Annotated in this window: 27 protein-coding genes and 1 other annotated feature; of the genes, 15 read left to right on the top strand and 12 right to left on the bottom strand. The window is 57.8% G+C overall.

Annotated features, from left to right (window positions below):
* The first annotated feature begins 289 nt into the window (after nucleotides 1-289).
* The 14 genes from thrS (at nucleotide 290) to selO (ending at nucleotide 12,940) form a co-directional block, all read left to right on the top strand.
* Nucleotides 290-2,218: a threonine--tRNA ligase gene (gene thrS, locus AC27FC_RS06490; RefSeq protein ID WP_008500657.1), complete on the top strand. Its 1,929-nt coding sequence runs from the start codon at nucleotides 290-292 to the stop codon at nucleotides 2,216-2,218.
* A 3-nt stretch (nucleotides 2,219-2,221) separates the two neighbouring features.
* Complete coding sequence (infC, locus tag AC27FC_RS06485; RefSeq protein WP_014069901.1) at nucleotides 2,222-2,764, top strand: translation initiation factor IF-3; 543 nt, start codon at nucleotides 2,222-2,224, stop codon at nucleotides 2,762-2,764.
* A gap of 97 nt (nucleotides 2,765-2,861) precedes the next feature.
* On the top strand, nucleotides 2,862-3,059 hold the full coding sequence (gene rpmI / locus AC27FC_RS06480; RefSeq protein WP_003030583.1) for a 50S ribosomal protein L35: 198 nt from the start codon (nucleotides 2,862-2,864) through the stop codon (nucleotides 3,057-3,059).
* A gap of 50 nt (nucleotides 3,060-3,109) precedes the next feature.
* Nucleotides 3,110-3,466, top strand: a complete 357-nt coding sequence (gene rplT / locus AC27FC_RS06475; protein ID WP_000124850.1) for a 50S ribosomal protein L20 — start codon at nucleotides 3,110-3,112, stop codon at nucleotides 3,464-3,466.
* Nucleotides 3,467-3,583: 117 nt separating this feature from the next.
* Nucleotides 3,584-3,708: a sequence feature (Phe leader region), on the top strand.
* Complete coding sequence (gene pheM, locus AC27FC_RS06470) at nucleotides 3,589-3,633, top strand: pheST operon leader peptide PheM (protein ID WP_001386830.1); 45 nt, start codon at nucleotides 3,589-3,591, stop codon at nucleotides 3,631-3,633. Its footprint overlaps the feature before it by 45 nt.
* Nucleotides 3,709-3,770: 62 nt before the next feature.
* Entirely contained in the window at nucleotides 3,771-4,754 is a 984-nt protein-coding gene (gene pheS, locus AC27FC_RS06465; protein ID WP_033145275.1) for a phenylalanine--tRNA ligase subunit alpha, read from the top strand.
* Nucleotides 4,755-4,769: 15 nt separating this feature from the next.
* Nucleotides 4,770-7,157, top strand: coding sequence for a phenylalanine--tRNA ligase subunit beta (pheT, locus tag AC27FC_RS06460; protein WP_094935161.1), 2,388 nt, complete (start codon nucleotides 4,770-4,772; stop codon nucleotides 7,155-7,157).
* A gap of 4 nt (nucleotides 7,158-7,161) precedes the next feature.
* Complete coding sequence (gene ihfA, locus AC27FC_RS06455; protein ID WP_003857805.1) at nucleotides 7,162-7,461, top strand: integration host factor subunit alpha; 300 nt, start codon at nucleotides 7,162-7,164, stop codon at nucleotides 7,459-7,461.
* Between the two features lie 103 nt (nucleotides 7,462-7,564).
* Complete coding sequence (gene btuC, locus AC27FC_RS06450) at nucleotides 7,565-8,545, top strand: vitamin B12 ABC transporter permease BtuC (RefSeq protein ID WP_094935162.1); 981 nt, start codon at nucleotides 7,565-7,567, stop codon at nucleotides 8,543-8,545.
* Nucleotides 8,546-8,579: 34 nt separating this feature from the next.
* Entirely contained in the window at nucleotides 8,580-9,131 is a 552-nt protein-coding gene (locus AC27FC_RS06445; RefSeq protein ID WP_094935163.1) for a glutathione peroxidase, read from the top strand.
* Entirely contained in the window at nucleotides 9,131-9,886 is a 756-nt protein-coding gene (gene btuD / locus AC27FC_RS06440) for a vitamin B12 ABC transporter ATP-binding protein BtuD (protein ID WP_087822412.1), read from the top strand. Before AC27FC_RS06445 ends, btuD begins: the two co-directional genes overlap by 1 nt.
* 74 nt (nucleotides 9,887-9,960) lie before the next feature.
* Entirely contained in the window at nucleotides 9,961-10,425 is a 465-nt protein-coding gene (locus AC27FC_RS06435) for an NlpC/P60 family protein (protein ID WP_047061629.1), read from the top strand.
* Nucleotides 10,426-10,719: 294 nt separating this feature from the next.
* Nucleotides 10,720-11,436: an EAL domain-containing protein gene (locus AC27FC_RS06430; protein ID WP_032657851.1), complete on the top strand. Its 717-nt coding sequence runs from the start codon at nucleotides 10,720-10,722 to the stop codon at nucleotides 11,434-11,436.
* A gap of 61 nt (nucleotides 11,437-11,497) precedes the next feature.
* Nucleotides 11,498-12,940: a protein adenylyltransferase SelO gene (gene selO / locus AC27FC_RS06425; RefSeq protein WP_196354554.1), complete on the top strand. Its 1,443-nt coding sequence runs from the start codon at nucleotides 11,498-11,500 to the stop codon at nucleotides 12,938-12,940.
* Nucleotides 12,941-12,980: 40 nt separating this feature from the next.
* On the opposite strand, the gene AC27FC_RS06420 is transcribed toward selO, so the two are convergent.
* From AC27FC_RS06420 to AC27FC_RS06400, 5 genes are read right to left on the bottom strand one after another with little or no spacing between them, the layout of a single operon-like run.
* A complete protein-coding gene (locus tag AC27FC_RS06420) occupies nucleotides 12,981-13,751 on the bottom strand; it encodes a 3-hydroxybutyrate dehydrogenase (RefSeq protein ID WP_232960240.1) in 771 nt (256 codons plus the stop codon).
* A gap of 10 nt (nucleotides 13,752-13,761) precedes the next feature.
* Nucleotides 13,762-15,153 (bottom strand): GntP family permease, encoded by a 1,392-nt coding sequence (locus AC27FC_RS06415; protein WP_094935165.1) that lies wholly within the window; start codon nucleotides 15,151-15,153, stop codon nucleotides 13,762-13,764.
* A gap of 44 nt (nucleotides 15,154-15,197) precedes the next feature.
* Nucleotides 15,198-16,379: an acetyl-CoA C-acetyltransferase gene (locus tag AC27FC_RS06410; RefSeq protein WP_196354551.1), complete on the bottom strand. Its 1,182-nt coding sequence runs from the start codon at nucleotides 16,377-16,379 to the stop codon at nucleotides 15,198-15,200.
* Nucleotides 16,380-16,388: 9 nt separating this feature from the next.
* Nucleotides 16,389-17,045 carry a CoA transferase subunit B gene (locus AC27FC_RS06405; protein ID WP_029740425.1) on the bottom strand — a complete coding sequence of 219 codons (657 nt, stop codon included), beginning with the start codon at nucleotides 17,043-17,045 and terminating at the stop codon, nucleotides 16,389-16,391.
* Nucleotides 17,046-17,047: 2 nt separating this feature from the next.
* The gene (locus AC27FC_RS06400) at nucleotides 17,048-17,755 is read right to left on the bottom strand and encodes a CoA transferase subunit A (RefSeq protein ID WP_033145285.1); all 708 of its coding nucleotides are present in this window, start codon (nucleotides 17,753-17,755) and stop codon (nucleotides 17,048-17,050) included.
* 140 nt (nucleotides 17,756-17,895) lie between these two features.
* On the opposite strand from AC27FC_RS06400, the gene AC27FC_RS06395 reads away from it, so the two are divergent.
* Nucleotides 17,896-18,819, top strand: a complete 924-nt coding sequence (locus AC27FC_RS06395; protein ID WP_033145286.1) for a LysR family transcriptional regulator — start codon at nucleotides 17,896-17,898, stop codon at nucleotides 18,817-18,819.
* On the opposite strand, the gene AC27FC_RS06390 is transcribed toward AC27FC_RS06395, so the two are convergent.
* The 7 genes from AC27FC_RS06390 to aroH all read right to left on the bottom strand — a co-directional run bounded on the left by AC27FC_RS06390 (nucleotide 18,786) and on the right by aroH (nucleotide 25,931).
* On the bottom strand, nucleotides 18,786-19,565 hold the full coding sequence (locus tag AC27FC_RS06390; RefSeq protein ID WP_196354549.1) for a heme ABC transporter ATP-binding protein: 780 nt from the start codon (nucleotides 19,563-19,565) through the stop codon (nucleotides 18,786-18,788). The genes AC27FC_RS06395 and AC27FC_RS06390 overlap by 34 nt on opposite strands.
* Nucleotides 19,558-20,550 carry a FecCD family ABC transporter permease gene (locus tag AC27FC_RS06385; RefSeq protein ID WP_193139072.1) on the bottom strand — a complete coding sequence of 331 codons (993 nt, stop codon included), beginning with the start codon at nucleotides 20,548-20,550 and terminating at the stop codon, nucleotides 19,558-19,560. Before AC27FC_RS06385 ends, AC27FC_RS06390 begins: the two co-directional genes overlap by 8 nt.
* A complete protein-coding gene (locus AC27FC_RS06380; protein WP_196354547.1) occupies nucleotides 20,550-21,371 on the bottom strand; it encodes a heme/hemin ABC transporter substrate-binding protein in 822 nt (273 codons plus the stop codon). Before AC27FC_RS06380 ends, AC27FC_RS06385 begins: the two co-directional genes overlap by 1 nt.
* Nucleotides 21,368-22,396, bottom strand: coding sequence for a hematinate-forming heme oxygenase ChuS (chuS, locus tag AC27FC_RS06375; RefSeq protein WP_048977414.1), 1,029 nt, complete (start codon nucleotides 22,394-22,396; stop codon nucleotides 21,368-21,370). Before chuS ends, AC27FC_RS06380 begins: the two co-directional genes overlap by 4 nt.
* Nucleotides 22,397-22,431: 35 nt before the next feature.
* Nucleotides 22,432-24,414, bottom strand: a complete 1,983-nt coding sequence (locus AC27FC_RS06370; RefSeq protein WP_126327614.1) for a TonB-dependent hemoglobin/transferrin/lactoferrin family receptor — start codon at nucleotides 24,412-24,414, stop codon at nucleotides 22,432-22,434.
* Nucleotides 24,415-24,491: 77 nt separating this feature from the next.
* Nucleotides 24,492-24,674, bottom strand: a complete 183-nt coding sequence (gene hemP / locus AC27FC_RS06365; protein WP_094935171.1) for a hemin uptake protein HemP — start codon at nucleotides 24,672-24,674, stop codon at nucleotides 24,492-24,494.
* 210 nt (nucleotides 24,675-24,884) lie between these two features.
* Nucleotides 24,885-25,931 carry a 3-deoxy-7-phosphoheptulonate synthase AroH gene (aroH, locus tag AC27FC_RS06360; protein ID WP_487159854.1) on the bottom strand — a complete coding sequence of 349 codons (1,047 nt, stop codon included), beginning with the start codon at nucleotides 25,929-25,931 and terminating at the stop codon, nucleotides 24,885-24,887.
* Between the last annotated feature and the right edge of the window lie 31 nt (nucleotides 25,932-25,962).

Raw genomic sequence — 25,962 nt, 5'->3', positions numbered from 1 at the left:
GAGTAGCCCAGCATCTTTGAAATGCGAGCGCAGGGGAGAAGCAACCTGCAAATTCGTACGAAAGCGCCAGCCCATCAATCTGGCCGCAGAGGGTGCAATCTCCTTGCCGTTAGTGTTAACATTACGTCGCTTGCCGTAAATCCGCATTAATCTGAATTCGGCTGGTGAATGATGACGAACCAATTTGACGATTGTTGGTCAGATGGTGTCGTAATCTATTGTCAAATCACGATTATTTTCTTTGTATATGCTCTTATGTGTGGGGCATCACTGCAAATAAGGATATAAAATGCCTGTAATTACTCTTCCTGATGGCAGCCAACGCCATTTCGACCGTGCTGTTAGCCCAATGGATGTTGCCCTGGACATTGGTCCTGGCCTCGCGAAAGCGACTATCGCTGGCCGCGTTAACGGTGAGCTGGTGGATGCTTCCGATCTGATCGAAAACGATGCGACGCTTGCAATCATCACTGCGAAAGACGAAGAAGGTCTGGAGATCATTCGTCACTCCTGCGCGCACCTGTTAGGCCATGCCATCAAACAGCTGTGGCCAAACACCAAAATGGCGATCGGTCCGGTTATCGACAATGGTTTCTACTACGACGTTGACCTTGACCACACCCTGACTCAGGAAGATATCGACGCGCTCGAAAAACGCATGCACGAGCTCGCCGAAACGAACTATGACGTCATCAAGAAGAAAGTCAGCTGGCACGAAGCGCGTGAAACCTTCGTGAAGCGCGGCGAGAGCTACAAGGTCTCTATTCTTGACGAAAACATTTCGCATGATGACAAGCCTGGCTTGTACCATCACGAAGAATACGTCGACATGTGCCGTGGACCGCACGTGCCGAACATGCGCTTCTGTCATCACTTTAAGCTGATGAAGATCGCAGGCGCCTACTGGCGTGGCGACAGCAACAACAAGATGTTGCAGCGTATCTATGGTACCGCGTGGGCCGATAAAAAAGCCCTGAACGCGTACCTGCTGCGCCTGGAAGAGGCGGCGAAGCGTGACCACCGTAAAATCGGTAAGCAGCTTGACCTGTACCACATGCAGGAAGAAGCGCCGGGCATGGTGTTCTGGCATAACGACGGCTGGACCATCTTCCGTGAACTGGAAACTTTCGTACGCTCCAAGCTGAAAGAGTACCAGTATCAGGAAGTGAAAGGCCCGTTCATGATGGACCGTGTGCTGTGGGAAAAAACCGGCCACTGGGACAACTACAAAGATGCGATGTTCACCACCTCGTCTGAGAACCGTGAATACTGCATCAAGCCAATGAACTGCCCGGGCCACGTTCAGATCTTCAACCAGGGTCTGAAGTCCTACCGCGACCTGCCGCTGCGTATGGCGGAGTTCGGTAGCTGCCACCGTAACGAGCCATCAGGTGCGCTGCACGGTCTGATGCGTGTTCGTGGCTTTACTCAGGATGATGCGCATATCTTCTGTACTGAAGATCAGGTCCGTGACGAAGTTAACGCCTGTATTCGTATGGTCTACGATATGTACAGCACCTTTGGCTTCGAGAAGATCGTGGTCAAACTCTCAACGCGTCCGGAAAAACGTATCGGCAGCGATGAGACATGGGATCGCGCAGAAGCGGATCTCGCCGTGGCGCTGGAAGAGAACGGCATTCCGTTCGAATACCAGCTGGGCGAGGGCGCATTCTACGGTCCGAAAATTGAATTTACCCTGTATGACTGCCTCGATCGCGCATGGCAGTGCGGTACTGTACAGCTGGACTTCTCCCTGCCGCAGCGTTTAAGCGCCTCTTATGTTGGCGAAGACAACGAGCGTCAGGTACCGGTAATGATTCACCGTGCAATTCTCGGTTCTCTGGAGCGCTTCATCGGCATCCTGACCGAAGAGTTCGCTGGCTTCTTCCCAACCTGGCTTGCGCCAGTGCAGGTCGTGGTGATGAACATTACCGATTCTCAGGCGGATTACGTTAAAGAATTGACGCAGAAACTACAAAATGCGGGCATTCGCGTAAAAGCAGACTTGAGAAATGAGAAGATTGGCTTTAAAATCCGCGAGCACACTTTACGTCGTGTCCCGTATATGTTGGTCTGTGGTGATAAAGAGGTGGAAGCAGGCAAAGTTGCCGTTCGCACCCGCCGTGGTAAAGACCTGGGCAGCCTGGACGTAAGTGAAGTGATTGAGAAGCTGCAACAAGAGATTCGCAGCCGCAGTCTTCAACAACTGGAGGAATAAGGTATTAAAGGCGGAAAACGAGTTCAAACGGCACGTCCGAATCGTATCAATGGCGAGATTCGCGCCCAGGAAGTTCGCTTAACAGATCTTGAAGGTGAACCACTGGGGATTGTGAGTCTGAGAGAAGCGATCGAAAAAGCTGAAGAAGCTGGAGTAGATTTAGTTGAAATCAGCCCTAACGCCGAACCGCCAGTTTGTCGTATCATGGACTACGGCAAGTTCCTTTATGAAAAGAGTAAGTCTTCTAAGGAACAGAAGAAGAAGCAAAAAGTTATCCAGGTTAAGGAAATCAAATTCCGTCCTGGTACCGACGATGGCGATTATCAGGTAAAACTCCGCAGCCTGATTCGCTTTCTGGAAGATGGCGATAAGGCCAAGATCACACTGCGTTTCCGCGGTCGTGAGATGGCCCACCAACAGATTGGTATGGAAGTGCTTAACCGCGTCCGTGACGATCTGAGTGAACTGGCAGTAGTCGAATCCTTCCCTACGAAGATCGAAGGCCGCCAGATGATCATGGTGCTCGCTCCTAAGAAGAAACAGTAAGGCCTTCAAGCAGCAAAATCTGTGGAGCCTTCGGGTTTCATAGGTTTTGTTCGCCTATGTTTCGTTTATTTAACAATGCGAAGTGGAAGTTATTAAGATGCCAAAAATTAAGACCGTACGCGGTGCTGCTAAGCGCTTCAAAAAAACCGGTGGTGGTGGATTTAAGCGTAAGCACGCAAACCTGCGTCATATTCTGACCAAAAAATCTACTAAGCGTAAACGTCACCTGCGTCCAAAAGGCCTCGTTTCTAAAGGCGATCTGGGTCTGGTTATCGCGTGCCTGCCGTACGCATAAGCCGTTAACGTTTAATTTTTTACTAAGAATATAGATACAGGAGAGCACATATGGCTCGCGTAAAACGTGGTGTAATTGCACGTGCACGTCACAAGAAAATTTTGAAACAAGCTAAAGGCTACTACGGTGCGCGTTCACGCGTATACCGCGTTGCCTTCCAGGCTGTTATCAAAGCAGGTCAGTACGCTTACCGTGACCGTCGTCAGCGTAAGCGTCAGTTCCGTCAACTGTGGATTGCGCGTATCAACGCAGCAGCACGTCAGAACGGTATTTCTTACAGCAAATTCATCAACGGCCTGAAAAAAGCCTCTGTTGAAATCGACCGTAAGATCCTGGCTGACATCGCAGTATTCGACAAAGTAGCGTTCACCGCTCTGGTCGAAAAAGCGAAAGCAGCACTGGCATAAGCCAGTTGAGAGAGGGGGCTTTGCTCCCTCTTTTCATTTAACACCATCAGAAGATTGACATTTATCCGTCCAGGCTTTTCAATAAGGTCTCAACGGTTTTTACCAGACAAGGTAACGCAAGCATGAATGCTGCTATTTTCCGCTTCTTCTTTTACTTTAGCACCTGATTTCAGGAGGCTAGCGCGTGAAAGATGAAACGAAAAACAGCGCCAGATAAGCCTCCCGATGGAGGCTTTTTTTGTGCCTGAATTTGAGAGAATAACTCCACCAAATCGGTGTCTGCACCGACATAATGAGGAAAATCATGTCACATCTCGCAGAGCTGGTTGCCAGTGCAACAGCCGCCATTAATCAGGCCTCAGATGTTGCCGCGTTAGACAATGTCCGCGTCGAATATCTTGGGAAGAAAGGGCACCTGACCCTTCAGATGACAACCCTGCGTGAGCTGCCGGCAGAAGAACGCCCGGCAGCAGGTGCGGTGATTAACGAAGCCAAAGAGCAGGTACAGCAGGCGCTGAACGCGCGTAAAGCCGAGCTGGAAAGCGCGGTGCTGAATGCGCGTCTGGCCGCAGAGACGATCGACGTTTCTCTGCCGGGTCGCCGTATCGAAAACGGTGGTCTGCATCCGGTTACCCGCACCATCGATCGCATTGAAAGTTTCTTCGGTGAGCTCGGCTTTACCGTGGCGACTGGCCCGGAAATCGAAGATGATTACCACAACTTCGACGCCCTGAACATTCCTGGCCATCATCCGGCACGCGCTGACCACGACACTTTCTGGTTCGACGCTACGCGTCTGCTGCGTACTCAGACCTCCGGCGTTCAGATCCGTACCATGAAGGATCAGGAGCCGCCAATCCGCATTATCGCGCCGGGCCGCGTCTATCGTAACGACTACGATCAGACCCACACGCCAATGTTCCACCAGATGGAAGGTCTGATTGTTGATAAAAACATCAGCTTCACCAACCTGAAGGGCACGCTGCACGATTTCCTGAACAACTTCTTTGAGGAAGATCTGCAGGTTCGTTTCCGCCCGTCCTACTTCCCGTTCACCGAACCGTCTGCGGAAGTTGACGTGATGGGTAAAAACGGCAAATGGCTGGAAGTGCTGGGCTGCGGCATGGTGCATCCAAACGTGCTGCGCAACGTGGGTATCGATCCGGAAGTTTACTCCGGCTTTGCTTTCGGCATGGGCATGGAGCGTCTGACCATGCTGCGTTACGGCGTGACCGACTTACGTGCATTCTTCGAAAACGATCTGCGTTTCCTCAAACAGTTTAAATAAGGGCAGGACAGAACAATGAAATTCAGTGAACTGTGGTTACGCGAGTGGGTGAACACCACGCTGGACAGCGACGCGCTTTCTAACCAGATCACCATGGCAGGTCTGGAAGTCGACGGCGTTGAGCCGGTTTCCGGTGCCTTCAACGGCGTGGTCGTTGGCGAAGTGGTCGAGTGCGGCCAGCACCCGAATGCTGACAAACTGCGCGTAACAAAAGTAAACGTGGGCGGTGACCGTCTGCTGGATATCGTCTGCGGTGCGCCAAACTGCCGTCAGGGCCTGAAGGTGGCCGTGGCGACCGTCGGTGCGGTGCTGCCGGGTGATTTCAAAATTAAAGCGGCTAAGCTGCGCGGCGAGCCGTCTGAAGGCATGCTGTGCTCCTTCTCCGAGCTGGGTATTTCCGACGATCACAACGGCATTATTGAGCTGCCGCTGGATGCGCCAATCGGCACCGATATCCGTGAATACCTGAAGCTTGATGACAACACCATCGAAATCAGCGTCACGCCAAACCGTGCCGACTGCTTAGGTATCATCGGCGTGGCGCGCGACGTGGCCGTGCTGAACCAGACCGAACTGAACGCGCCGGACATCGCGCCGGTTGAAGCGACCATCAGTGACGTGCTGCCTATCCAGGTTGACGCTGCGGATGCTTGCCCGCGCTACCTCGGCCGCGTGGTGAAAGGCATCAACGTGAAAGCGCCAACTCCGCTGTGGATGAAAGAGAAGCTGCGCCGCTGCGGTATCCGCTCTATCGACGCCGTGGTTGACGTGACCAACTACGTTCTGCTGGAGCTGGGCCAGCCAATGCACGCGTTCGATAAAGATCGTATCGACGGCGGCATCGTTGTGCGCATGGCGAAAGAGGGCGAAACCCTGGTTCTGCTCGACGGCAGCGAAGCGAAACTGAACGCCGACACCCTGGTGATTGCTGACCACAGCAAAGCGCTGGCAATGGGCGGTATCTTCGGTGGCGAGCACTCAGGCGTGAACGACGAGACGCAAAACGTCCTGCTGGAATGCGCGTTCTTCAGCCCGCTCTCCATCACCGGTCGCGCACGCCGTCACGGCCTGCATACCGATGCCTCTCACCGCTACGAGCGCGGCGTTGACCCGGCGCTGCAGTACAAAGCGATGGAACGTGCGACCCGCCTGCTGATCGACATCTGCGGCGGTGAAGCGGGGCCGGTTATCGACGTCACCAACGAAGCGGCCCTGCCGAAGCGTGCGACCATCACCCTGCGCCGCAGCAAGCTGGATCGCCTGATTGGTCACCACGTTGCCGATGCGCAGGTAACCGACATCCTGAAACGTCTGGGCTGTGAAGTAACCGAAGGCCAGGACGAATGGAAAGCCGTTGCGCCATCATGGCGTTTCGACATGGAAATTGAAGAAGATCTGGTGGAAGAAGTGGCCCGCGTTTACGGCTACAACAACATCCCTGACGAGCCTGTCCAGGCAGGTCTGGTGATGGGCACCCACCGCGAAGCCGACCTGTCTCTGAAGCGTGTGAAAACCATGCTGAACGACAAAGGCTACCAGGAAGTGATCACCTACAGCTTCGTTGATCCAAAGCTGCAGCAGCTGATCCACCCGGGTCAGGAGGCGCTGATCCTGCCAAGCCCAATTTCCAGCGAAATGTCCGCGATGCGTCTGTCTCTGTGGACGGGCCTGCTGGGCACTGTCGTTTATAACCAGAATCGCCAGCAAAACCGCGTGCGAATTTTCGAAAGCGGTTTGCGCTTTGTACCGGATAATCAGGCAAATTTAGGCATCCGTCAGGATCTCATGCTGGCTGGCGCCATCAGCGGCAACCGCTATGAAGAGCACTGGGACCTGGCAAAAGGCACGGTTGATTTCTACGATATGAAGGGCGATCTGGAAGCGATTCTGGATCTGACCGGTAAATTATCTGAAATTGAATTCCGCGCAGAAGCTATCCCGGCCCTGCATCCTGGCCAGAGCGCAGCGATCTATTTAGACGGCAAACGCGTTGGTTTTATTGGGGTTGTTCACCCTGAGCTGGAGCGTAAGCTGGACCTGAACGGCCGTACCATCGTGTTCGAGCTGGAATGGAACCCGGTGGCTGACCGCGTTATTCCTCAGGCTCAGGACGTCTCCCGCTTCCCGGCAAACCGCCGTGATATCGCGGTTGTGGTCGCGGAAAATGTGCCTGCAGCAGATATTTTGGCCGAATGTAAGAAAGTTGGCGTAAATCAGGTAGTTGGCGTAAACTTATTTGACGTGTACCGCGGCAAGGGCGTAGCAGAAGGTTTCAAGAGCCTCGCTATTAGCCTTATCCTTCAGGATACCAGCCGTACACTCGAAGAAGAGGAGATTGCCGCTACCGTCGCCAAATGTGTAGAGGCATTAAAAGAGCGATTCCAGGCATCATTGAGGGATTGAACCTATGGCGCTTACAAAAGCTGAAATGTCAGAATATCTGTTTGATAAGCTTGGGCTTAGCAAACGGGATGCCAAAGAGCTGGTAGAGCTGTTTTTCGAAGAGATCCGTCGTGCTCTGGAAAATGGTGAGCAGGTAAAACTCTCCGGTTTTGGCAATTTTGATTTGCGAGACAAAAACCAACGTCCGGGCCGCAACCCGAAGACGGGGGAAGATATTCCCATTACAGCCCGCCGCGTGGTGACCTTCAGACCCGGCCAGAAGTTAAAAAGCCGTGTCGAAAACGCAACGCCCAAAGCAGAGTAATATGAACTAACTAAAAAGGCCGCCCACGCGGCCTTTTTTCTTTGCGCTCTCCGGCAAACCCGCCGTAAAATCAATTACATCTCTCGCTACTAAAACCGTACCCATGCTTGATTATGCCCATCACCAGCACCGTTCCGATCGGCGTCACCTGCTTTTGCTGGTGCTGATGCTCATTGTCGCCGCGGGCGTGAGCCTCTGCGCGGGCGACAGATGGATCGGGCCTGAAAGCTGGTGGGGGCCTGACGGGCAGCTCTTCGTCTGGCAAATACGCCTGCCGCGCACCGTCGCGGTGGTTCTGGTCGGCGCCGCGCTGGCGCTGTGCGGCACCATAATGCAGGCGTTGTTTGATAACCCTCTGGCGGAGCCCGGGCTGCTCGGCGTGTCAAACGGCGCAGGCGTAGGCCTGATTGCGGCGGTAATGTTCGGCGGAGGAGAACTCTCCGGATGGAGTATTAGCCTGAGCGCTATCCTCGGCGCGCTGCTAATCACCGCGATCCTTCTTCGTTTCGCCAGACGGCACTTATCGACCAGCCGTCTGCTGCTTGCCGGCGTGGCGCTGGGGATCATCTGCAGCGCGCTGATGACCTGGGCGGTCTACTTCTCAACCTCCTTTGACCTGCGTCAGCTGATGTACTGGATGATGGGCGGCTTTGGAGGCGTTGACTGGCACCAGGGCTGGCTGATGGCGCTGCTGGTACCGGTCATCGTCTGGGCTGCCCTGCAGGCGCAGCCGCTGAATATGCTCGCGCTGGGTGAAACCTCTGCCCGCCAGCTCGGCATGCCGATTGGGTTCTGGCGTAATGTGCTGGTAATAGCCATTGGCTGGCTGGTCGGCGTCAGCGTGGCTCTGGCGGGCGCGATCGGCTTTATCGGGCTGGTGATTCCGCACATGCTGCGCCTGTGTGGCCTCACGGACCATCGGACCCTGCTTCCGGCCTCGGCGGTTGCCGGGGCCGCCACGCTGCTGGTGGCCGATATCATCGCCCGGCTTGCCCTGACGGCCGCCGAGCTGCCGATTGGCGTGGTGACCGCCACGCTGGGCGCGCCGGTATTTATCTGGCTACTATTAAAAGCTGGACGTTAAAACAACTAGCCGTAAGACAACCTGAGGGAATGCTATGCAGACTGATATCCTGAATACTGAAGTGACCACCATTGATGGCGTTAACACCACGCTGGAAGGCTACAAAGGCAACGTGCTGCTTATCGTCAACGTGGCATCCAAATGTGGCCTGACGCCGCAGTACGAACAGCTGGAGAACATTCAGAAGGCCTGGGAGAAAGACGGTTTCACCGTGCTGGGCTTCCCGTGCAACCAGTTCCTGGGCCAGGAGCCGGGCAGCGAAGAGGAGATTAAAACCTTCTGCAGCACCACCTATGGCGTGACGTTCCCGATGTTCAGCAAAATCGATGTCAACGGTGAAGACCGCCATCCTCTGTATGCGAAGCTGATCGCTGCCGCGCCGAAGGCCGTTGCGCCGGAAGGAAGCGGTTTTTATGAACGCATGGCCAGCAAAGGCCGCGCGCCGCTTTACCCGGACGATATCCTGTGGAATTTTGAAAAATTCCTGATTGGCCGCGACGGCCAGGTCGTTCAGCGTTTTTCGCCGGATATGACCCCTGAAGATCCGATCGTCATGGAATCGATCAAGCTGGCGCTGGCGAAATAATGTCGTTGCTGATGCAGCTCACGGACGTTGCCGAGCGGGGACGTCTGGAGCCGATAACCGGTACCATCAATGCGGGAGAAATCCTGCATCTTGTCGGGCCAAACGGTGCAGGGAAGAGCACGCTGCTGGCAAGGATGGCAGGCATGACCGTCGGAGAAGGGCAGATAACGCTGCTGGAGCATACGCTCGCCGACTGGTCACCGGTCTCGCTGGCGCATCGGCGCAGTTACCTCGTGCAGCAGCAGGTGCCGCCCTTTGCGATGCCGGTCTGGCACTATCTGATGCTGCATTTGCACGACAAACAACAGACGGCACTGCTGACGGACGTTGCCGCGGCCCTGGGGCTGGAAGATAAACTGTCCCGGCACGCCAGCCAGCTTTCCGGCGGAGAGTGGCAGCGGGTGCGCCTGGCGGCCGTCATTCTTCAGATCCACCCGGCAGGTAATCCTCACGGGAGAATGCTGCTCCTCGATGAACCCATGAGCGGTCTGGACGTGGCGCAGCAGGCGGCACTGGATACGCTGTTAAGCGCCCTGAGCCGAAAAGGTATCGCCGTGGTGATGAGCAGTCATGACCTCAACCACACCCTGCGTCATGCCCACCGGGTGTGGCTGCTGTCGCAGGGAAAGATGATCGCCAGCGGTGCGCGGGATCGGGTTCTTACGCCTCCCCATCTTGCCCGCGCGTACAACATGTCGTTCCGCAGGCTGGATATTGAGGGACATAAGATGCTGATTTCTACCGGGCAGACGTAACCGTTTCTTGCCTCTTAGCACAATTGCACGCTAAATTACGAAAAGAACAAAAAAAGCAGAGGATTCGTCTGAAAATGCGATTCTGGTTTCTCCTGATGGCCGCACTTTTTCTTGCGGGATGCAGTAGCCATCGTGCGCCGCCGCCTAACCCACGGCTTTCAGATTCGATCACCGTCATTGCCAGCCTCAACGATCAGCTGAGCAACTGGCGCGGCACGCCTTATCGCTACGGCGGAATGAGCCGCGGCGGCGTAGATTGTTCCGGCTTCGTTCTGATGACGTTCCGCGACAAGTTTGATTTACAGCTTCCGCGCGAAACGCGCAAGCAGGCCGAAATTGGCACTGAAATTGATAAAGGCGATCTTCTCCCCGGGGACCTGGTTTTCTTCAAAACCGGATCGGGTGAAAGCGGTCTTCATGTGGGCATATATGATACAGACAATCAGTTCATTCACGCCTCGACAAGCCGCGGGGTGATGCGCTCTTCTCTTGATAATGTTTACTGGCGTAAAAATTTCTGGCAGGCACGACGTATATAGTCTTTGTCAGACACTTCTCTTATGACGGCATGGTCTCTAATAAATCATGCCGTTTTTTCTCAAATAAGATGCTTAAAGTTAAATTTATCTAAAATTAGCGAATCCTGCATGTGTCTGTTTTATCTAAAACTGGCTATTATTCGGCAACCAGGATAAAATTATTTTAGATTCAGGGATAAATCTGAAAATAAATACGGAACTAATGAAATTAATCTTATTAAAATCAAGACAGTGGAATTGTGTCGGCAATTGCTCCAGGATGTCCTCTCTCATCTTTAATGCGGAGCGAGTGCAATGATTATTACGCTAGATAATGCTTACCAGTCTGAACTGCTGCTTCTGCCTGCTCGTAATAGCGCAGGGGAGCTTAAAGGTTTAGAGGTTCTGGTTAACTTTACTGGCGTCGGCAGCGATGTGCGGATCCCCACTGAGCTCGTTATCCCTCGGCTTTCAGCAGCTGAAGAGTTAGTGCTGTTTAACGAAAAATTGCAATTGCTTGATACCTGTAAACTGTTTTTTATTCAGCATCAGTTAATTGCATGGATCAATATTACACCTGCAATAGTTGAATTTTTATTAAGTAATGGAAACGCTGTTTCAATCCTTGAACGTTACCCGTTTCTTGAGTTTACTGTTAATGAGAATTATCCAGGTTTAAATAACGGAAAGGACGATCTGCAGCTGGCGAGAATGGCAATCCATTTCCCGTTGGTCCTGGCAAACTTTGGCGCAGGTGCCGCATCGCTCAAAGCGGTCTATGATGGATTATTTAAACGGGTTATTCTCGACAAAGGCTTCATTCAGCAGCGTGCCCCGGAGCTCTCTTTTGAGCCTTTTATGCGCGCCATCCTCTGGCAAATCACACCGCACTGCCAGTCAGTTATCGTCTCGGGCATTGACGACCACGGCCTGTTGCAACGCGTTTTGTCCTTCAATTTTGGCGCCATGCAGGGCGCACTCTGGCCAGCCGTCTCTGCGGAGCACGTTACATCGCTGGTTCAGCAGCGATAACCCTTGCTTTCGCCCGTGTTTAAGTCCGGGTAAACCCTCTACACTAAAAGCAGGAGGACCTATGACCCTGTCTTTTACTGCTCACTGGTATGACGAGTTGCCTGGCTTTTACACCGCACTCAAACCAACACCCTTACAAAATTCACGCCTTATCTGGCATAACGATTTGCTGGCAGAAGAACTGGCCATTCCGCCTGAGCTGTTTCAGCTTTCAGAGGGCGCTGGCGTCTGGGGCGGTGAAACGCTTCTCGCCGGGATGCAACCTCTGGCTCAGGTCTATAGCGGACATCAGTTTGGCGTCTGGGCGGGGCAGCTGGGCGACGGCAGGGGGATCCTGCTCGGCGAACAACGGCTTCCCAACGGGGAGACGGTTGACTGGCACCTGAAAGGGGCGGGTCTTACTCCCTATTCGCGAATGGGCGACGGGCGCGCGGTGCTGCGTTCAACGATTCGCGAGTGCCTGGCGTCCGAAGCGATGCATGCCCTGGGTATTCCCACTACGCGCGCGCTGTCGATTATCACCAGCGATACGCCGGTAGCGCGCGAAACGGTGGAAAAAGGGGCAATGCTGATGCGTATTGCGCAAAGCCATTTGCGCTTCGGCCATTTTGAGCACTTTTACTATCGCCGCGAGCCGGACAAGGTTCGCCAGCTGGCTGATTTTGCCATTCGTCACCACTGGGCGCATTTGCAGGACGAGGCGGATAAATACGTTCTCTGGTTCAGGGATGTGGTTGCCCGTACCGCAAGCCTGATTGCCCGCTGGCAAACGGTGGGCTTTGCGCATGGCGTCATGAATACGGACAACATGTCGATCCTCGGGCTGACCTTTGATTACGGTCCGTTTGGTTTCCTGGACGATTATCAGCCTGGCTATATCTGCAACCATTCCGACTATCAGGGACGTTACAGCTTTGACAATCAGCCCGCGGTTGGCCTGTGGAACCTGCAGCGGCTTGCGCAAACCCTGTCGCCGTTCATCGACGTAGATGCCCTCAATGATGCGCTCGACAGCTATCAGGACATATTGCTGCGAGAATACGGCTCGCTGATGCGCAACAAGCTGGGGCTGATGACGCAGGAGAGGGGCGATAACGACATCCTCAACGGTCTGTTTGCCCTCATGGCGCGCGAGGGCAGCGATTATACCCGTACCTTCCGGATGCTGGGCCAGACGGAGCAGCACAGTGCGGCCTCGCCGCTGCGCGACGAGTTTATTGACAGACAGGCGTTTGACGACTGGTTTGCCACTTACCGCGCGCGGCTGCAGCAGGAGCAGGTGGACGACGCTACCCGCCAGACGCAGATGAACGCGACAAATCCCGCGATGGTGTTGCGCAACTGGCTGGCGCAGCGGGCGATTGAGCAGGCAGAGCAGGGGGAGTATGACGAGCTACACCGTTTGCATCTGGCGTTGCGCACGCCGTTTGCCGAGCGGGATGATGACTACGTCAGCCGCCCGCCTGACTGGGGCAAGCGGCTGGAGGTCAGCTGCTCAAGCTAGAGATTTTGCCGGGTGGCGGCGTCGCCTTACCCGGCAAAAATTACTGCGCAACCCAGCCGCCATCCATATTCCACGCGGCGCCGCGAACGTTCACGGCGCCATCGCTGCACAAAAACAGCGCCAGTTCACCCAGCTGCTCCGGAGTGACAAACTCGCCCGAAGGCTGTTTCTCTGCCAGAAGCCGATCGCGAGCCTGCTCCGGCGGCACGCCCTCAGCGATACGTTTGTCGATTTGCTGTTGCACCAGCGGCGTCAGTACCCAGCCGGGGCAGATGGTATTGGCGGTAATACCGGTGCGGGCGGTTTCCAGCGCCAGCGATTTCGTAAAGCCCACTACGCCATGCTTGGCGGCAACGTAGGCTGACTTCTCTTTTGAGGCGACCAGCCCGTGAACGGAGGCGATATTAATGATGCGCCCCCAGTTTTTCTCGCGCATGGCGGGCAGCGCCAGCCTGCTGGTGTGAAATACCGAGGAGAGGTTGATGGCGATAATGTCGTTCCATTTCTCCACCGGAAACGCGTCAACCGGGGCGACATGCTGTATCCCGGCGTTGTTGACAAGAATGTCCACGCAGCCAAACTGCGATTCGGCGTAGCGCATCATGGCTTCAATTTGCAGCACGTCACGCAGGTCCGCATCGTGATAGCCCGGCTTTTTGCCCAGCTGCGCAATCTCTTCTCTTGCTGATTCGCTGTCGCCGAAACCGTTGAGGATCAGCTGCGCTCCGGCCTTCGCCAGCACGCGGGCGATCCCAAGTCCAATGCCGCTGGTCGAGCCCGTCACCAGCGCGGTCTTACCGTTCAGATTCATCTTTCTCTCCTTACACAATGCCGGTCAGATAGAACACGGCAATGACAAAAAGCACTGCCAGACTTTTAATGATGGTGATAGCGAAAATGCCGCCGTAGGCCTGGCGATGGCTCAGGCCGGTAATCGCCAGCAGGGTAATCACCGCGCCGTTATGGGGCAGCGTATCCATCCCGCCGCTCGCCATAGAGGCCACGCGGTGCAGCACCTCAAGAGGGATATTGGCGGCGTGGGCGGCGGCGATAAACGAGTCGGACATGGCGGCGAGGGCAATGCTCATCCCGCCGGACGCCGAGCCGGTGATCCCCGCAAGCACCGTCACGCTGATGGCCTCATTCAGCAGCGGATTCGGGATGGCCGCCAGCGCTTTGGATAACACCAGGAACCCGGGCAGGGCGGCGATCACCGCGCCGAAACCGTATTCCGAGGCGGTATTCATCGCCGCCAGAATGGCACCGCTCACCGCGGTCCGGCTGCCTTCTGCCAGACGACCCCGGATATTGCGAAAGCCAAAAATCAGCACCAGCACGATACCGGAGATCAGCGCCGCCTCGACGGCCCAGATGGCGGTGATCTTGCCCACCTCGGTGACAATCGGTTTCGCCAGACCGGGCAGAGTCAGCTCGTGGGTCGTGCCGTACCAGCCGGGGATCCAGCGGGTAAACAGCAGGTTCAGTATGCCCACCACCAGCAGCGGGGAGATAGCAATCAGCGGGTGCGGGAGGTTAATGTTATCCGGCGTTTCGGGTTCATTTTTCAGATCCGTGCCGTAGCCTTCGTTGTTATTGAACGCCTTACGACGCTGGCGCTCCAGCCAGAGCAGGCCAAAGACGATAATAAACAGAGAGCCAATAAGCCCAAGCCACGGCGCGGCCCAGGCGTTCGTGCCAAAGAAGCTGGTGGGGATGATATTCTGGATCTGCGGCGTGCCGGGCAGGGCGTCCATGGTAAACGAAAATGCCCCCAGCGCCACGGTGGCCGGGATCAGCCGCTTGGGGATGCCGCTCTGGCGGAACAGTTCCGCGGCAAACGGATACACCGCAAATGCCACCACGAACAGCGACACGCCGCCGTAGGTTAACAGCGCGCACACCAGGACGATCACCGGAATGGCGTGGCGACGACCGAGGATCTGAATCGCGGCCGCGACGATGGATCGTGAGAAACCTGAAAGCTCAATCAGCTTGCCGAAAACGGCCCCCAGCAGGAACACCGGGAAGTAGAGCTTGACGAAGCCCACCATCTTTTCCATAAACAGGCCGGTAAACGTCGGGCCGACGGCACCCGGATCGGTCAGCAGCACGGCGCCGAGCGCCGCAATCGGCGCAAACAAAATAACGCTGTATCCGCGATAGGCCGCCAGCATCAGCAGCGCCAGCGCCGCCAGGGCAATTAACACACTCATTACGACTCCTCACTTTAGTTATTATTCGGATACCAACGAGATGCTTAACGCTCGACGGTCAGAGCAATGCCTTGCCCGCCGCCCACGCACAGGGTGACGAGCCCTTTTTTGACGTCACGGCGCTCCATTTCGTACAGCAGCGTCACGAGGATGCGGCAGCCGGAGGCGCCAATTGGATGACCCAGGGCGATAGCGCCGCCGTTAACGTTCACCCTGCGCTCATCCCAGCCGAGCTGCTTGCCCACCGCCAGCGCCTGGGCGGCAAAGGCTTCATTGGCTTCAATGAGGTCCACGTCATCGAGCGTCCAGCCCGCCCGCGCCAGCGCCGTCCGGCAGGCGCTGACCGGACCGATGCCCATTACCGACGGGTCAACGCCCGTCACGGCGTAGCTCACGATGCGACCGAGGATCGGCAAACCGCTCTCCCGCGCCTTTTCGCCGCTCATCAGCAGCACCGCAGCGGCACCGTCGTTGAGCGTCGACGCATTTCCGGCCGTCACCGTGCCTTCCGCCTGCAAAAAGGCGGGGCGCAGCTGCGCCAGCTGCTCAGCGGTAGTGCCAGGCCGGGGCTGTTCGTCATGGCTGACGATAAGCGGCGGTTTTTTGCCCTGTTTTACCGTCACCGGCGCTATCTCGGCGTCAAACCGACCCGCTTCGATGGCAAAGGCCGCTTTGTGCTGCGACCGGGCGGCGAAGGCGTCCTGCTGCTCGCGGGAAATGGCATTCTCACGAGCGACGTTTTCAGCGGTGATCCCCATGTGGTAATCGTTGAACGCGTCCCACAGCCCGTCGGTAATCATGCTGTCCTGCAGGCCCGTATGGCCAAAACGCAGCCCTGAACGCGCGCCGTCCAGCAGATAGGGGGCGTTGCTCATGCTCTCCTGACCGCCAGCGATGGCCACGTTCGCGTCGCCGCAGCGGATCGCCTGCGCGGCGAGCTGCACCGCTTTTAGGCCCGCGCCGCACACCAGGTTGACCGTTGTCGCCGGCGTGCTGACGGGTAATCCGGAGGCGATGGCCGTCTGGCGCGCAGGGTTTTGCCCGCATCCCGCCGTCAGCACCTGTCCGAAAATCAGTTCATCTACCTGTTCTTCGAGAAGATTGCTGTTCTCCAGCAGTTGCCGCACCGCGACGGCCCCCAGTTCAACCGCCGAAAGGGACGATAGCGAGCCGCGAAAACTGCCTATGGGGGTCCGCGTTGCCCCGACAATCATGACTTCTTTCATTGTGAGTCCTCAGTTGAAGCGCATCTCGCGAACGTCGTCCGCCACAATCATTTTTCCGGCTGTCTTAGCCGCAATTTCGTCGATACTGACGCCGGGAGCGTATTCCCGCAGGATGAACGCGCCGTCCTCGATCTCCAGCAACGCGAGGTCGGTCAAGACCCGACGGATGCAGCCCGCGCCCGTGAGCGGCAGCGTGCAGCGCGGCAGCAGCTTAGACTCACCGCTTTTCGAGGCGTGGGTCATCACCACAATGATGTTCTGCGCCCCGGCGACGAGATCCATTGCGCCGCCCATGCCCTTGACCATCTTTCCGGGGATCATCCACGAGGCGATATTGCCCTCGACGTCCACTTCAAACGCGCCCAGCACGGTCAGGTCGACATGACCGCCGCGGATCATGGCAAACGACTGGGCCGAGTCGAAAATGGCCGCGCCGGTGCGTGCGGTGACGGTCTGTTTACCGGCGTTGATCATGTCGGCGTCAAGGCTCTGCTCGTCAGGAAAAGCCCCCATCCCCAGCAGCCCGTTTTCCGACTGAAGCATAACGTCCATCCCGTCCGGAATGTAGTTCGCCACCAGGGTAGGAATACCGATCCCCAGGTTGACGTAATACCCGTCGCGCAGCTCGCGGGCGACGCGCATGGCCATCTGTTCACGGGTTAACATCGTCAGACTCCTTCCGCGCGCAGGGTGCGCTGTTCAATGCGTTTTTCAAACTGGCCGACAATCAGCCTGTCGACGTAAATTCCCGGGGTATGAATGGCCGACGGGGGCAGCTCGCCCGGTGCAACAATCTCTTCCACCTCAACGACCGTTATCCGGCCCGCCGTTGCCATCAGCGGATTAAAATTTTGCGCGGTATGCCGATAGACAACGTTGCCGTACCAGTCCGCTTTCCAGCCCTTAATGAGCGCGAAATCGCCGGTAATGGCCTCTTCAAGGATGTAGTGCTTCCCCGAAAACTGGCGCACGTCTTTGCCGGCAGCCACGGGCGTGCCGTAGCCGGTGGCCGTGTAAAATGCCGGAATGCCCGCGCCGCCCGCGCGCACCTTTTCCGCCAGCGTGCCCTGAGGCGTGAGTTCAATCTCCAGTTCGCCGCTCAGCACCTGCCGCTCGAACAGGGCGTTCTCGCCGACGTAAGAGGCCACCACTTTGCGAACCTGCCGCGTTTCGAGCAGTATCCCGAGACCGAAACCGTCCACGCCGCAGTTGTTTGATACCACCGTCAGATCTTTCACCTGACGGCGTCTGACCTCTGCAATCAGGTTCTCCGGAATCCCGCACAGGCCGAAGCCGCCCGCCAGCAAGGTCATTCCGTCCGTCAGCCCTTCCAGCGCCTGCGCATAGCTGCCGACGCGCTTGTCCAGTCCCGCCATAGTTATCCCTCCCGTTATCCGTGCCAGTATCATTAGGGGCGGCGACTCATTTGTTAATTTTGAATTTGTGACCCACTCATTTGGTTTTTTTATTAATTTACTGTTAACTAAAATTTTTCAATTAGTTAACAGGATGAAAAATGAGAATGAGTGTCAAACAGTTACGCGCGTTTTTAGCGGTAGCTCACACTCTCAATTTCGCGCACGCCAGCGAACGGCTGAATCTTTCCCAGCCGGCCCTGAGCCTGACGATTAAAGCGCTGGAGGATGCGCTCGGTGGACCGCTGCTGCAGCGGAGCACGCGCAAGGTCGCGCTGACGCAGGAGGGAGAGACGTTTTTGCCGATGGCGCGCCAGCTGCTTGCCGACTGGGATAACGTCGAAGAGGCGATGCACCAGTGCTTTACCCTGCAGCGCGGTAAAATTTCGGTTGCGGCCATGCCGTCGTTTGCCGCGAATGTCCTGCCCGAGGTGCTAAAAGCGTTTCGCGATCGCCATGCCGGGATCAACGTCACCGTGCATGATGTCATTAACGAGCAGGTGATAGAGATGGTGCGGGAAGGGCGGGTCGAGATGGGCATCGCCTTTGAGCCCGCGCCAACGCACAACCTGCTGTTTACCCCGCTGGGCCTCGACAGGTTTGTGGCCATTGTGCCAAAAGATTCCTCGCTGGCAGGCAAGAAGCGCCTGTCATGGGAAGAGCTGCTGACGCTGGATTTCATCACCCTGCAGCGCCCTTCGGCGGTACGTCTGATGATGGAGGAGGAGCTGGCGCGAAGCGGCAGAAAGCTGGACGTGGCGCTGGAGAGTCATCAGCTGGTGACGGTCGGGCGAATGGTCGCGAGCGGGCTGGGCGGCAGCGCCGTTCCGGCGCTCTGCGAGGCGCAGATGACGGCGCTGGGCGCGGTCTGTATTCCGCTGGATAACCCGCCGATAGAAAAGTGCATTGGAGCGATCCATCCAGGACACACGCAGCTCTCTAAAGCGGCGCATGCCCTGCTGGAAACGCTGAAAGATTTTTACCAGCCCAATCAGGGGGCGAGAAACACCTGCGGCGCGGCGTGAGCCGGATGCCTGCCGACGATAACCTGCGCGCCGTACCAGCGCGCCAGCGCGTCGGCCTGCAAAACGGTTTCCGGTGCTCCCTGGGACACGATTCTGCCGTCATGCAGCAGCAGGATGCGGTCCGCCCACAGCGCCGCCAGATTAAGGTCGTGCAGCACCGCGCAAACGTGCAGATGACCCCGACGGGTCAGGGATTTCAGCAGGCGCAGCAGATGCTGCTGGTGATAGAGATCCATCGCAGACGTGGGTTCATCAAGGAACAGCCAGCCGCGCGGCGCGCCGTCGCACCAAAGCTGAGCCAGCGCGCGGGCGAGCTGGATGCGCTGCTGCTCGCCGCCGGAGAGTGCGGCAAACTGCCTGCCCGCCAGCGGTAAACAGCCGGTGACGGCCATGACCTCCTCAATAACCGTCGCTTCAGGCGTGCGGGTCCAGGGCGCTCGCCCCATACCGACGACCGCCTCAACCAGCCAGTCAAATCCGAGCTGCGTGTTCTGGCGCATTACCGCCCGGTAGCGGGAAAGCCTGTTCGGCTGCCAGGCCGCAAGCGGTGTGCCCGCCAGGCTGCACCGTCCGCCCGCAGGTTTAAGGTAGCCGGTCAGCAGCCGCAACAGCGTTGATTTCCCGGCGCCGTTGGGGCCAATCAGCGCCACCAGCTCGCCCTGAGATAAGGTCAGCGACACGTCGTCAATCAGCGTGCGTTGTCCGGCGCGAAAAACAAGGTTTTCAGCACAATAGCGTTCAGCCATGCGCACCTCCGCGATGAAAGATAAGCCACAGAAACCACGGCGCGCCGAGAAGGCTGGTCAGTAAGCCGACCGGCATTTCCGCCGGTGCGACCAGGCTGCGCGCCAGCGTATCGGCAACCAGCAGAAGCAACGCGCCGGCCAGCACCGAGCCGGGGAGCACGGCCCGGTGGTCGGCTCCCAGCCACATGCGCACCAGGTGCGGCACCACCAGGCCGACAAAGCCGATCACGCCGCTGACCGCAACGGCGGCGGCCACCAGCAGGGCGCTGCACAACAGCAGGATCCGCTGCACGGCGGCAACCTCCACGCCGAGGTAATGTGCCTCTTCGTCGCCCAGCTGCAGCAGGTTGAGGGCGCCTGCCAGACGCCAGATCGCGAGCACGGTGGGAACCATCAGCGACGCGACGACCAGCAGCGTTGACCACTGCGCCTGGCCGAGGCTGCCCATTCCCCAGAGCGAAAGCTGGCGAAGCTGGGCATCATTGCTGAGCCATGACAGCACCCCGACGGCCGCGCCGCACAGGGCGTTGATAGCAATTCCCACCAGCAGCAGGCGCGACAGGGAAGCGTCACGCTGACGGCTGAGCAGGAAAATCACGAAGGTGGCGGCCAGCGCGCCGAGAAACGCCGCCAGCATCGGGGCATACAGCATCACCAGTGCAGGCAGCGAGAGCGGAAGAACCACCCACAGCGCAACGGCGAGCGCTGCGCCGCTGCTGATGCCGAGCAGTCCCGGGTCTGCCAGCGGATTTCGAAACAGCCCCTGCATCACGCAACCCGCCAGCGCCAGTGAACCGCCGATCGCCAGCGCCAGCAGCACGCGAGGCAGGCGGATTGTCAGCCAGATTTGACGCAGCGCCTCGTCGGTCCCGTTCCACATCAGGCTGATCGGCAGGTGTAATGCCCCAACCCCGGTCGCTGCGAGCGTCATGATGGTCAGGATCGCGGTCAGCATCCATAACGATAAGGCGATCCGCCGGGACATCAGGGCAGCAGCTCCGCTTTGGCACGCAGCTGCTGGATGGCTTCCGGCGTTCGCATGCTGAAGCCCAGCAGCGCCATATCGTCAATCGCCAGCACCTGCTTGTTCCGTCCCGCCGGGGTTTGCGCCAGGCCGGGCAGCGTCCACAGATTCGCTTCACCGCCCAGGGCGTTGAGACCGTCCTGAGAAATCACCACCAGATCGGGTTGGCTGGCTATCGTGCCTTCCTGAGACAGCGGCTGATAGCGGGTAAACCCCTGCATCGCGTTCTGCAGCCCCGCCGCACGAATGGCAGCATCCGCGCCGGTCTGTTGTCCGGCGGCCATGGCGGTCATCCCGCCGTGGTTGAGAATAAACAGTACCCGCTTATTGAGCGGCGACGCGGGAAGCGCCGACAGTGCCTGGCGCAGCGTGCTGCGCAGGACCTCCCCCTCGACCTCGCGGTGCGTCGCTTCAGCGACGATCCGCACCTTTTCGTCAATGACGTTCAGGTCGTTACTGGCAGGAACAGCGATCACCCTGACGTGGCTTTGCTCAACCTGCTTTAGCGCCAGAGACGGCTGCGCCTGAGCGCTGGCCAGCACCAGCGTGGGGCGCATGGATAAGATCCCTTCCGCATTGAGCTGGCGCAGATAGCCCACGTCAGGCAGCGAATTCGCCGCCTGCGGCCACTGGCTGGTGCTGTCGCGGGCCACCAGCGAGGGCGCCGCGCCGAGAGCGTAGACAATCTCGGTGACGTCGCCGCCGAGGGTAACGATTTTCTCCTGCGCCGCCGCAGACGCCAGCAGGGGCAGGGCGCTAAGCAGGGCAAGCCACCGTTTCATGCGGCCAGCCCTTTCGCCGTTAAGGCGTCAATCTGGCTGCGCCACTGGCTCTGCTCCGGTTCGCCTTCCGTACGCTGGCCGTACAGCTGGGCGATTTGCGTTCCGTCGGCGGCAAACAGCTCCAGGCTGGTGACATGCCCGTCAGCCGTCGGCTTGCGCGTGACCCACGTTTCCGCAATGGATCCTTCAAGCAGATGCAGGGTAAAGGTTGGGTTAAAGACGTTCAGCCAGCCTTTCATTGGCACCAGCTTTTCCACCGCGCCGGTGAAGATCTGCACGCAGCCGCGGTTGCCGACGAAGACCATGATTTCGTTACCGTCCCGACGCGCCGTCTCCAGGAGCTGCGCCAGCGCGGTGTTTTCTACCCGGCAGGCCAGATCGTCACCCACCAGGCGAAACGCCTGCTGGCGGCTGAGGTTATGGCGCTTGAGCAGGCTGAAGAACTGATGAACGTCGGTCATGGCGCGCCACTCGTTATCCACGAGAGCGGCATTTGCGTTTTCTGCATGAGCCGGAGCATCGGCTATCCTCAACGCCAGCGGCGGGTTGTCGGCAAAGATAAAGCGGGTCAGCACGTCGCCCCAGGCGGAAACGTCGGTGTTGTCCGTGGCGTAGACCTTCAGCAGGGCATCGCCCTGGTGATCGAAGAACTGAATGCTCTGCCGCTCGCCGCGTGCGGTGGCTTCACTGATGTGAAACACGCTCGACCACTGGTTGAGGAACAGGCGCAGATCCAGCGCGCGCGGGTTCAGCACCAGCCCGGCGTGGCCGTTCAGGTGCTGGTTGGTAAATCTCCCGACCTGCTCGTGTACGGCGTATTCGTTGCGGCAGATACATTTGGTTTCGCCCACCGCCTCCAGCGCGCCCAGGATCTCGCGGATTTCACCGCGCAGTCGCCAGGCGTCGTGACCTACGCGGGCAAAGGTCAGCTCTGCTTCACTGATGTTCATTAACCCCGCGACGTCGCGCGCGTACATACCCGGATTGGCTTCTTTTAGCTCAAGCCAGCGCGTGTAGTGATTCATTGTCTCTTCCTTCTGAATAGTTGCCCCGAAGGGAATTACCACTGATAGCTTACGAAAATCTTGCCGTTACGACCGTCCTGCGGAATGCCCTGAGGTGACCAGTACGCTTTGTCAAAGGCGTTGCCCAGCACCAGCGTGGTGGTCACGCCTTTGAGCCGCTCCTGGCCTTTGTAGCTCACGTAGAAATCGTTGACCGCATAGCCCGGCTGCTTGCTGTAGCTGCTGCTGATATGCGTTGAGCGATCGACAAAAGTACCGATCCAGCCGACGGAGAACCCGCTTTGCGCCACCGGGATATCCAGTTTGCTGGTGACGGTGTCCGGGTTAATGCTGGAGATGTACTCGCTCGTATCGGTGTCTTTCCCGCGCGTGCGGTTGTAGGCCAGATCGAGGCTGAAGAGATCGGCCGAGTATTTTGCCATCATATCCCAACCCCAGATTTTGGCGTTCGGAACGTTGTACGACATGGTGGTCGCGGCGGCAAAATCGACGGTGGTGGAGATATAGTCTTTGGCTTTGGTGTCGAAATAGCTGGCTTTAAACTCCAGCGCATCATTGGCAAGCATCAGATCGTCAAAGCGCAGGCCAAAACCAAACTCCTGCGTTTCGTTGGTTTCCGGGCGCAGGTTCGGGTTTGGCACCCAGTAGTTGGTATAGAAGCGGCCAATGGAGAAGTGTTTGGCGTCGTTATACATTTCGCCCATGGTCGGCGCGCGGAAGGCCTGCGCGTAAGAGCCAAACAGCATCAGCCAGTCGGTTGGGCTGATGGTTAACCCGGCGCGGGATGACCACTTGTCTGCATCCACATCTTTGTAGCCGTCGCTGCTGCCGCGGTAGCTGTCATAGCGCGTGCCGCCCAGCAGGGTAACAGGCAGATCGCGCAGGGTGATCTCATCCTGCAGCCAGCCGGAGCTGAAGTCGATTTTCGCGTCCGGGAAGCCGGTGGTTGCCCCGCCCGGATGCTGCTCCTCACGATAGTATTCCCCGCCGTAGGTCAGAAGGTGTGCTGCAAAGGTGTCGCTGAACAGACGGGTGCGGTTTTCCACCTTGCCGCCTTTGGTGGTCTGCTTGCGGAACTCACCGCTACCGTCGACGTTCTGGGCATTAATGCGCGCTTCGGACCAGTAGACCTTCGCGTCGGCGTCCAGCCAGTCGTACCCTTCCGGTGAAATGTGGTAGCCGACCTGCGCATCGCGCTGGATGGTGGAGCGGTCGGTCATCGGGTTACTGCTGTCCGCCCCGGTGGTTTGCGGGTTTTTCGGCTCCTGAGCGGCGTTGTTGTAGTAGCGCAGGGAGCCGCTCAGGGTCTGGGCGGGGTCGATTTTCCAGCTGCCTTTCGCCAGCATGTTGTTGATGGATTCGTCGTTAGGCGCGGTTGCACCATCGCTCTGGCGGACATCACCGCGATCCCGGCTGGACCAGGAGACCAGACCGTCAAGCGTATCGGTGCGGCCGTAGGCGCTGGCCCCCATCCCGAGGCTATGATCGCCCGTTGCGCCCGTTCCAAACACGCGGTAGCCGCTGTTTTTACCCGGTTCGAGCAGATCGTTGGCATCGGCGGTGTCATAAGAGATCACGCCGCCCAGCGCGCCGCTGCCGTACAGCAGGGCCGACGGGCCGCGGACCACCTCGATACGTTTGATTAGCGCGGGATCGAGAAAGGTGCTGTTCAGGTGGCCGGTGTCGGTGCCCTGACGCACGCCGTCAACCAGCACCAGCACGCCGCGACGGTCATAGCCGCGCAGGTTGACGTCCTGCCCGTTAGTGCGCCCAGTGCCGTCCAGCGTCAGACCGGGGACGTTACGCAGCAGGTCGGCCGCCGAGCTTGCGGTTTGTTTCTCCGGCGCGCTGGCGTCAATTACGCTTACCATCATGGGCGCTTCAAAGGTGCTGCGGGCGTTGCCCGTGGCGGTGACGGTAATGTCGTCTGTGGCGGCGAACGCGACGCCCGGTAGGGTACTGGCAATCGCCAGCGCCAGAAGTGACGGACGTAAAGATGCGGAAGGCAGGTGTGGCATAGCAACTCTCCATAAGAAGTGAAAAGCGCTGGCTGCCTGGGGATAACCTGGGTGGCTGGCGTATTTTTAGGTGTTGTTTATTTTGTGAGGATCAGTTTTCCGGCATGGGTCTGGCGCAGAAGATAGCGCTGTCCGTCATGCTCGATAATGACCCGTCCCTCATCGCCGAGGAGGGTTTTGCTGTCAATGCGACGCTCGGCGGGGGCTGGCGCTGTGTGTGTTTTTTCTTGCGTTGCCGCGCTGTTATCCGTACGTGACATAATGTTTATAAATGGCAATCAATGTAACAATGATAATCATTATCAATAAAGTACAAATTGACGGCAAGCGTTTTTGTGAAAAAAGGATGAGGGGATCAAATTTGGGGGGGGAGGTGCGGTCTGATGCCCTCACCCCGACCCTCTCCCACAGGGAGAGGGAGAAGGGCACAATCGTAGGTCGGGTAAGCGCAGCGCCACCCGACAATAACATCAGAAGCGAGAATCAACCGCAGCTGCCAGCTTTTCCAGCAGCAGTTCGCTGTCTTCCCAGCTCAGGCACGGGTCGGTGATCGACTGGCCGTAAACCATCTGCTGTCCGGCAACGATTTTCTGCGTGCCTTCTTTGATAAAGCTCTCAGCCATAATCCCTGCAACGGCGGTCGAGCCGCTGCGGATCTGCTGGCAGATCTCATCGCAGACGTCCAGCTGGCGGCGATGCTGCTTCTGGCAGTTGCCGTGGCTGAAATCCACCACCAGATGTTCCGGCAGGTCGAACTCGGCCAGCGTTTCGCAGGCCGCCGCAATATCCTGGGCATGGTAATTGGGTTTCTTCCCGCCGCGCATAATGATATGCCCGTAAGGGTTACCGCTGGTCTGGTAGATGGTCATATGACCACTCTTGTCCGGCGACAGGAACATGTGGCTGGCACGGGCGGCGCGGATGGCATCAACCGCGATACGGGTGTTGCCATCGGTCCCGTTTTTGAAGCCGACCGGGCAGGAGAGGGCGGAGGCCATCTCACGGTGGATCTGGCTTTCGGTGGTGCGCGCGCCAATCGCGCCCCAGCTGATCAGATCGGCGATAAACTGCCCGGTCACCATATCGAGAAACTCGGTCGCCGTCGGAACGCCCAGCTCGTTGACCTGTAAAAGCAGCTTCCGCGCCAGCTCGATACCGTGGTTAACGCGATAGCTGCCGTTGAGGTCAGGGTCGGAAATCAGGCCTTTCCAGCCCACCACGGTGCGCGGTTTTTCAAAGTAGGTGCGCATCACGATCTCAAGGGGATGCTGGTACTTATCCCGCAGTCCCTGGAGTCGTTTTGCATAATCCATCGCGGCATCCAGATCGTGGATGGAGCAAGGCCCAATCACCACCAGAAGACGTTTGTCTTCACCGTTCAGGATTTTTTCAATGCGGCGGCGGGAGGCCGTCACATGTTCCGCGACGGCGGCGGAAACGGGATGCCGCTGTGCCAGTTCAGCCGGCGTGACCAGGCTGTCAATGCGCGCAGTGCGGAGTTCATCGGTTTTATTCATGGAATGTCTCAGAAAATTTTTGCTTCATCGG

The organism is Enterobacter sp. C3_dUdeg (assembly GCF_057536195.1).
The sequence above is the reverse complement of the archived record's forward strand: the minus strand, read 5'-3'. Positions and strand labels throughout refer to the sequence as shown.

Excerpts from the sequence above, each read along its gene's own strand:
- AC27FC_RS06380 (WP_196354547.1), bottom strand. The coding sequence starts at position 21,371 with ATGAAACGGTGGCTTGCCCTGCTTAGCGCCCTGCCCCTGCTGGCGTCT.
- AC27FC_RS06435 (WP_047061629.1), top strand. The coding sequence starts at position 9,961 with ATGCGATTCTGGTTTCTCCTGATGGCCGCACTTTTTCTTGCGGGATGC.
- aroH (WP_487159854.1), bottom strand. The coding sequence starts at position 25,931 with ATGAATAAAACCGATGAACTCCGCACTGCGCGCATTGACAGCCTGGTC.
- AC27FC_RS06390 (WP_196354549.1), bottom strand. The coding sequence starts at position 19,565 with ATGGCTGAACGCTATTGTGCTGAAAACCTTGTTTTTCGCGCCGGACAA.
- pheS (WP_033145275.1), top strand. The coding sequence starts at position 3,771 with ATGTCACATCTCGCAGAGCTGGTTGCCAGTGCAACAGCCGCCATTAAT.
- rplT (WP_000124850.1), top strand. The coding sequence starts at position 3,110 with ATGGCTCGCGTAAAACGTGGTGTAATTGCACGTGCACGTCACAAGAAA.
- AC27FC_RS06420 (WP_232960240.1), bottom strand. The coding sequence starts at position 13,751 with ATGAATCTGAACGGTAAGACCGCGCTGGTGACGGGCTCGACCAGCGGC.
- AC27FC_RS06405 (WP_029740425.1), bottom strand. The coding sequence starts at position 17,045 with ATGTTAACCCGTGAACAGATGGCCATGCGCGTCGCCCGCGAGCTGCGC.
- AC27FC_RS06415 (WP_094935165.1), bottom strand. The coding sequence starts at position 15,153 with ATGAGTGTGTTAATTGCCCTGGCGGCGCTGGCGCTGCTGATGCTGGCG.
- AC27FC_RS06410 (WP_196354551.1), bottom strand. The coding sequence starts at position 16,379 with ATGAAAGAAGTCATGATTGTCGGGGCAACGCGGACCCCCATAGGCAGT.
- thrS (WP_008500657.1), top strand. The coding sequence starts at position 290 with ATGCCTGTAATTACTCTTCCTGATGGCAGCCAACGCCATTTCGACCGT.
- AC27FC_RS06395 (WP_033145286.1), top strand. The coding sequence starts at position 17,896 with ATGAGAATGAGTGTCAAACAGTTACGCGCGTTTTTAGCGGTAGCTCAC.
- AC27FC_RS06430 (WP_032657851.1), top strand. The coding sequence starts at position 10,720 with ATGATTATTACGCTAGATAATGCTTACCAGTCTGAACTGCTGCTTCTG.
- pheT (WP_094935161.1), top strand. The coding sequence starts at position 4,770 with ATGAAATTCAGTGAACTGTGGTTACGCGAGTGGGTGAACACCACGCTG.
- AC27FC_RS06400 (WP_033145285.1), bottom strand. The coding sequence starts at position 17,755 with ATGGCGGGACTGGACAAGCGCGTCGGCAGCTATGCGCAGGCGCTGGAA.
- btuD (WP_087822412.1), top strand. The coding sequence starts at position 9,131 with ATGTCGTTGCTGATGCAGCTCACGGACGTTGCCGAGCGGGGACGTCTG.
- hemP (WP_094935171.1), bottom strand. The coding sequence starts at position 24,674 with ATGTCACGTACGGATAACAGCGCGGCAACGCAAGAAAAAACACACACA.
- AC27FC_RS06370 (WP_126327614.1), bottom strand. The coding sequence starts at position 24,414 with ATGCCACACCTGCCTTCCGCATCTTTACGTCCGTCACTTCTGGCGCTG.
- btuC (WP_094935162.1), top strand. The coding sequence starts at position 7,565 with ATGCTTGATTATGCCCATCACCAGCACCGTTCCGATCGGCGTCACCTG.
- rpmI (WP_003030583.1), top strand. The coding sequence starts at position 2,862 with ATGCCAAAAATTAAGACCGTACGCGGTGCTGCTAAGCGCTTCAAAAAA.
- AC27FC_RS06445 (WP_094935163.1), top strand. The coding sequence starts at position 8,580 with ATGCAGACTGATATCCTGAATACTGAAGTGACCACCATTGATGGCGTT.
- AC27FC_RS06385 (WP_193139072.1), bottom strand. The coding sequence starts at position 20,550 with ATGTCCCGGCGGATCGCCTTATCGTTATGGATGCTGACCGCGATCCTG.
- ihfA (WP_003857805.1), top strand. The coding sequence starts at position 7,162 with ATGGCGCTTACAAAAGCTGAAATGTCAGAATATCTGTTTGATAAGCTT.
- selO (WP_196354554.1), top strand. The coding sequence starts at position 11,498 with ATGACCCTGTCTTTTACTGCTCACTGGTATGACGAGTTGCCTGGCTTT.
- chuS (WP_048977414.1), bottom strand. The coding sequence starts at position 22,396 with ATGAATCACTACACGCGCTGGCTTGAGCTAAAAGAAGCCAATCCGGGT.